The 6,008-nt window shown below is 66.6% G+C and carries 6 protein-coding genes; all 6 read left to right on the top strand.

The genetic code is table 11. The features are described 5' to 3' along the window. The first annotated feature begins 234 nt into the window (after positions 1–234). Positions 235–1,011 (top strand): FadR/GntR family transcriptional regulator, encoded by a 777-nt coding sequence (locus V5F48_RS19560; RefSeq protein ID WP_394260057.1) that lies wholly within the window; start codon positions 235–237, stop codon positions 1,009–1,011. A gap of 163 nt (positions 1,012–1,174) precedes the next feature. Next, positions 1,175–2,017 carry an ABC transporter ATP-binding protein gene (locus tag V5F48_RS19555; protein WP_394260056.1) on the top strand — a complete coding sequence of 281 codons (843 nt, stop codon included), beginning with the start codon at positions 1,175–1,177 and terminating at the stop codon, positions 2,015–2,017. Further along, positions 2,017–2,895 carry a branched-chain amino acid ABC transporter permease gene (locus tag V5F48_RS19550; RefSeq protein ID WP_394260055.1) on the top strand — a complete coding sequence of 293 codons (879 nt, stop codon included), beginning with the start codon at positions 2,017–2,019 and terminating at the stop codon, positions 2,893–2,895. Before V5F48_RS19555 ends, V5F48_RS19550 begins: the two co-directional genes overlap by 1 nt. After that, positions 2,895–3,938, top strand: coding sequence for a branched-chain amino acid ABC transporter permease (locus V5F48_RS19545; protein WP_394260054.1), 1,044 nt, complete (start codon positions 2,895–2,897; stop codon positions 3,936–3,938). Before V5F48_RS19550 ends, V5F48_RS19545 begins: the two co-directional genes overlap by 1 nt. A 67-nt stretch (positions 3,939–4,005) precedes the next feature. After that, positions 4,006–5,187: an ABC transporter substrate-binding protein gene (locus tag V5F48_RS19540; protein ID WP_394260053.1), complete on the top strand. Its 1,182-nt coding sequence runs from the start codon at positions 4,006–4,008 to the stop codon at positions 5,185–5,187. Positions 5,188–5,192: 5 nt separating this feature from the next. Further along, a complete protein-coding gene (locus V5F48_RS19535) occupies positions 5,193–6,002 on the top strand; it encodes an ABC transporter ATP-binding protein (protein ID WP_394260052.1) in 810 nt (269 codons plus the stop codon). The last annotated feature ends 6 nt before the right edge of the window (positions 6,003–6,008 follow it).

Here is a 6,008-nt window from a genome sequence, read left to right as displayed (position 1 = left end):
TTCGCGCGAAGTGGACACCGGCTCGCGTGAAGAAGCTGCGATAATACAAGAGTGTAGAGCGGTTGCCGTGAACTGCGGCGATCGGCGAGCGCTGCGGCGGAAACGGCCTTCGGTCTGCGGCACGATCGGCGGGTCTGGGTGGGCGATGTTTTCCGAATGCGGGCGGTGCATGCGCCCTTGACAAGCCCATGCGGCAATGAGACCGTTTGTCCGACAAGGCGGGTAAACGCTGTCATGTCCGACACTGCTACTGACCGTTTCGATCGCATTCGGGTGCCTTCGGCCTACGAAATGGTCGCCGAGGCCATCGAGGCCGAGATCGTGTCCGGCCGCCTGCGGCCCGGCGACGAGATCGGCACCGAGGCGGCGCTGGTCCGGCAGTTCGGCGTCAACCGCTCCACCGTGCGCGAGGGCATCCGCGTGCTGGAGCAGGGCGGCCTGGTGCGGCGGGAGGCGGGGCGCAAGCTCTATGTCTGCGAGCCGCGCTACGACGCCCTGTCGAGCCGCATCAGCCGCGCGCTGGTGCTGCAGGACGTCACCTTCCGCGAATTGTTCGACACCGCGCTGATCCTGGAGGTGGGGGCGGTGGAAGGGGCGGTGGCCCATGCGGACGAGGAGGTCATCGCCGCCCTCGAGGCCAACCAGTCCCGCATCGAGCAGGCCATCGGCAATCCGGTCCTGCTGTCGGAGATCGACACCGAATTCCATGCGCTGGTGGCCCACGCGTCCAGGAACCGGGTGCTGGAGCTGGCGCGCGAGCCGGCGGCGCTGCTGTTCTTTCCCTCATCCGAGATGATCTGCCGGCGGGTGCCGGAGGGCGGGCCGCGCATGGTGGAAGCGCACCGCAGGATCATCGACGCCATCACCGCGCGGGATCTCGATGGCGCGCGGCTCTGGATGCGCCGCCATCTGGTGGACTGGCGCAAGGGTTTCGTGCGCGCCGGCCGCGAGATCGACGCGCCGGTGGAGCGCATCTTCGCGCGTTACGCCTTGAGCCGCTCCGCCCTCTGAGGCGACGGCGACACGTCATTAAAGATCCCCGGACAAGAACCGGGGACGGGTCGCAACAGACCGTGTTGGGTACCCTTGGGAGGGGAAACGCCTTGACCACGCTGAACTCGGCCGTTCGCGCCGGGCTGCGCGCCCGCGCCGCCATGCCATCTGGGGAGGGGCCATGACGCGCCCCGCGCCCTGCACCCTCGCGCCCGCCCATCTGGCGGTTTCCGGCCTCAGCCTGTCGTTCGGCGGGCTCAAGGCGCTCACCGACGTGTCGTTCGAGGTGCGGCCCGGCACCATCACCGCCCTCATCGGGCCGAACGGCGCCGGCAAGACCTCGCTGTTCAACTGCATCTCCGGCTTCTACCGGCCGCGCGAGGGCCATATCCGCCTCGACGGGCAGGACATCACCCACACCCATCCGCCGGCGCGGGCCAAAGCGGGGCTGGCGCGCACCTTCCAGAACATCGCCCTGTTCAAGGGCATGACCGTGCTCGACAACATCAAGCTCGGCCGCCACGCCCACATGAAGACCAACCTGCTGCAGGCGCTGGCCTATTGGGGCGCGGCCCGGCGCGAGGAGATGGAACTGCGGGCCGAGGTGGAGCGGCAGATCATCGATTTCCTGGAGATCGACCACATCCGCAACAAGCCTGTCGCCGCCCTCTCCTACGGCCTGCAGAAGCGGGTGGAACTGGCCCGGGCGCTGGCCATGCGGCCGCGCCTGCTCATGCTCGACGAGCCGGTGGCCGGCATGAACCGCGAGGAGACCGAGGACATGGCCCGCTTCATCCTCGACGTGAAGGAGGAGTGGGGCATCTCCATCCTCATGGTGGAGCACGACATGGGCATGGTGATGGACATCTCCGACCATGTGGTGGTGCTCAATTTCGGCAAGGTGATCGCCCAGGGGCCGCCGGCGCAGGTGCAGGGCGATCCGCAGGTGGCCGCCGCCTATCTCGGCAGCGGCAACCCGGCCGAGCTGATGCGGCGCCTCTCCGCCATCGGGGAGGCCGCGTGATGGACTTTCTGTTCTTCGCCGAGGTGACGTTGGCGGGCCTCGGCTCCGGCGCGCTTTTGGCCCTCACCGCCCTCGCCTTCGTGCTGATCTACAAGGCGACGCGGGTCATCAACCTGGCGGTCGGCGAGATCCTGATGCTCGGCGGCTATCTGTTCTTCGCCTTTTCCGCCGGCTTCGGCCTGCCGGTGTGGATGGCGATCCCGCTCGCCATCGCCGGCGGCGGCGCGGTGGGCGCGCTGGTGGAGCGGGCACTGATCCGGCCCATGCTGGGGGAAAACCCCATTTCCGTCTTCATGGTCACGGTGGGGCTCGGCTCGGTCCTGATGGGCGCGGCGGAACTGGTGTGGAACACCGATCCGCGCGCCCTGCCGGACTTCATGGGCGCGACGCCGGTGTTCATCGGCGAGGCCTATGTCTCGCGCAAGATCGCCATCGGCTTCGCTGTGGCGGGCGTGGTCATCGCCTTGTTCCTGCTGCTGTTCCGCTTCTGGCGCGGCGGCGTGGCTCTGCGGGCCACCGCGAGCGACCAGGCGGCGGCCTATTCCTGCGGCATCAACGTGCCCGGCGTGTTCTCGCTGGCCTGGATCGTCGCCTGCGCCACGGCGGCGGGGGCGGGCATCCTGGTGGGCGCCATCGGCGGCATCTCGCCCACCATGGGGGTGTTCGGCCTCTCGGCGCTGGTGGTGGTGATCATCGGCGGGCTGGATTCCGTGCTGGGGGCGCTGGTGGGGGGCCTGCTCATCGGCGTCGTCGAAGCCTGGGCGGGCACCTTCCTCGGCGGCGAGTTCAAGCTCGTCACCACCTTTTCCCTCCTCATCGCGGCGCTGATGATCCGGCCCTACGGCCTGTTCGGCACCGTGGAAATCGAGCGGCTCTGATGCGCATCGCCACCGCCAAGGAAACCTACATCGCCGACGAGGGCCTTTTGACCACGCGGACGCAGCGGGCGTGGATGATCGTGCTGGCGCTGGTGCTTGTGCTCGCCCCCTTCGTGCTCAACGCCTACTGGCTGTATCTGGCCTGCCTCGTCGCCATCAACGTGGCGAGCGCCACGGGGCTCAACATCCTCACCGGCTATACCGGTCTTGTGAGTCTCGGGCAGGCCGCCTTCATGGGGGTGGGCGCCTATGCGGTGGCCTTCCTCGACGGGCATCTGGGCACGCCCTTCCTCGTCAACATCCTCGCCGCGGGGCTCGTCGCGGCTCTGGTGGGCGTGCTGGTGGGGGTGCCGAGCCTGCGGGTGAAGGGGCTTTATCTCGCCATCGCCACCATCGCGGCCTCCTTCATCCTGCATTTCGTCTTCACCAACTGGGTGTCGGTGACCCGCGGCATGAGCGGGGTGAACGTGGCGCCGGCGCTCCTCTTCGGCATCGAGCTGGCCTCGCCCTTCGCGCTCTACTTCGTCATCGTGCCCATCACGGCGCTGATGGTGCTGGGCGCGGCGAACCTGTTCCGCACCCGCATCGGCCGCGCCTTCATCGCCATCCGCGATCGCGACATCTCGGCCGAGGTGCTGGGCATTCCGCTGTTGCAATACAAGCTCATGAGCTTTGCCCTGTCATCTTTCTACGCTGGGGTTGCGGGGGGCATGTGGGCCTATTTCTTCCGTGTGGTGACGCCGGAAAGCTTTCCGTTTGCCACCTCCATCTTCTTCCTCGCGGCGGTGATCGTGGGCGGGCTCGGCACCATCCTCGGCCCCATTCTGGGCGCCGCCTTCATGACGCTGGTGCCGGAACTGCTGAAATATGTGGTGGAGTGGCTCGGCCCCGTCTTCCCCAATGCGGGGGCGGCGCTCTCGCCGGTGCGCACCATCGTGTTCGGCGCGCTCATCATCGTGTTCCTGGTGTTCGAGCCGCAGGGGCTGGCGGAGATCGTGCGCCGTATCCGCCGCTTCTTCCATTTGTGGCCGTTCAAGACCTGACGCAAGTCCAAGCGCGCCAACGCCAAAGCAAAACACAAGAACGAACAAGATAACGGAGGAAATGCCAATGACGGATCTGAACCGACGCCATCTTCTCGGCCTCGCCACGGCGGGCCTTGCATCCACGGTCTTTTCCCCCCTCACCGCCTTCGCCGACGAGAAGGAGCTGGTGATCGGCGGCTCCATCCCGCTCACGGGCGTGTTCGCCTTCGCCGGCGTCGCCATCGAGGCGGGCATCTCGGATTTCGTGAAGATCACCAATGAGGCGGGGGGCGTCGCCGGCCGCAAGCTGCGCCTTGCCTATGAGGACACCGCCTACAAGGTGGACCAGTCGGTGGCGGTCTTCAACAAGCTCACCACCCAGAACGACATCCACCTCTATTACGGCGACAGCACAGGCTTTGCGAAGACCATCAACGAGGAGCTGAACCGCCGCGGCTCCATCCTGATGGCGGGGGCCTCCTTCGGCAGCGAGCTGAACAATCCGGAAAAGTATCCGTTCCAGTTCATGGCCGGTCCCGACTACGTGGAGATGATCGCCATCCTGCTCGAATACATCGCGAAGGAGCAGAAGGGCGCGAAGATCGTCTTCGTGAACTCGGACACCGAGTTCGGCCGCGATCCCATCGAGGCCAGCGTGAAGCGCGCCAAGGCGATGGGGCTGGAGGTGGTCGGCCAGATCGTCACCCCGCCCACGGCGGTGGACGTCTCTACCGAGATCCTGAAGCTGCGCCGCGCCAATCCGGACTTCACCATCTTCCACGGCTATGTGCTGGCGCCGCTGCCGGAATTCCTCTCCCAGGCCAAGCAACTGGGGCTGAAGAGCCGCTTCATGGGCACCTTCTGGTCCATGGACAATTCCCTGTGGGCCAATGTGGGCGCGCCGGCGGACGGCTACATGGGCGTGATGCCCTATCGCTATTATTACGACACCGATCCCAACGCGCCCATGCTGGAGAAGATCCGCAAGCTTCGGCCCACCTACCAGGCCACGGGCTACATGCAGGGTTTCCTCACCGCCATGCTGATGACCGAGGCGGCCAGGCGCACGCTGGAGGCGGGCAAGGCGCTGGATGCGAAGAACCTCAAGGCGTCGCTCAACACCATCAAGGATTTCGACACCGGCGGCCTCATCGGCGTGCCCATCTCCATCCCGGGCAATTCGGTGCCGGTGGGGCGCATCTATTCCTACAGCGCCGCCGACAAGCAGATGAAGCCGGCCTCCGACTGGATCAGCCTGAAGAAGTGATGAAGATGACCGCGAAGCCAATACTTGAGATCAGCAATATCGAGGTCGTCTACAACCGGACGGTCCAGGTGCTTCGCGGCCTCTCCCTGCGCGTTCAGGAGGGGCAGGTGGTGGCCCTGCTCGGCTCCAACGGGGCCGGCAAGTCCACCACGCTGAAGGCGGTGTCCAACCTGCTCCAGCTGGAGGATGGCGCGGTGACGGCGGGCGCCATCGCCTTCGACGGCGCGCCGCTGGCCGCGCTCACGCCCCACGCCCTGGTGCGGCGCGGGCTGTTCCACGTCATGGAAGGCCGGCGCATCTTCGAGGACCTCACGGTGGAGGAAAACCTCGTCGCCGCCACCTATGCGCTCACCGGGCGGGCGGCCAGGCCCGCTTCGTTCGATGCGGTCTATGCCTATTTCCCCCGCCTCTATGAACGCAGGAGCGGGCGGGCGGGGTACCTGTCCGGCGGCGAGCAGCAGATGCTGGCCATCGGCCGGGCGCTGGTGGCCGAGCCGAAGCTCATTCTGCTGGACGAGCCGTCGCTGGGCCTGTCGCCCAAGCTGGTGGAGGAGATCTTCACCATCATCGCCCGCATCAATAGGGAGCGCGGCGTGTCCATGCTGCTGGTGGAGCAGAACGCCGCCGTGGCGCTCGCGGTCTCCCACTACGGCTACATCATGGAGACCGGCAAAATCGTGCTGGATGGCCCCACGCAGCGGTTGATGGCGGATGAGGACGTGCGCGAATTCTACCTCGGCATGGCCGGGGAGCGCGGCGAAAAAAGCTACCGCGACATCAAGCATTACAAGCGCCGCAAGCGCTGGCTTTCGTGAGAGGCG

This window comes from Xanthobacter autotrophicus ATCC 700552, assembly GCF_043194565.1.
Classification (GTDB): Bacteria; Pseudomonadota; Alphaproteobacteria; order Rhizobiales; family Xanthobacteraceae; genus Xanthobacter; species Xanthobacter autotrophicus_F.
Note: the sequence above shows the minus strand (reverse complement) of the source record. Positions and strands in the feature narration are given on the sequence as shown.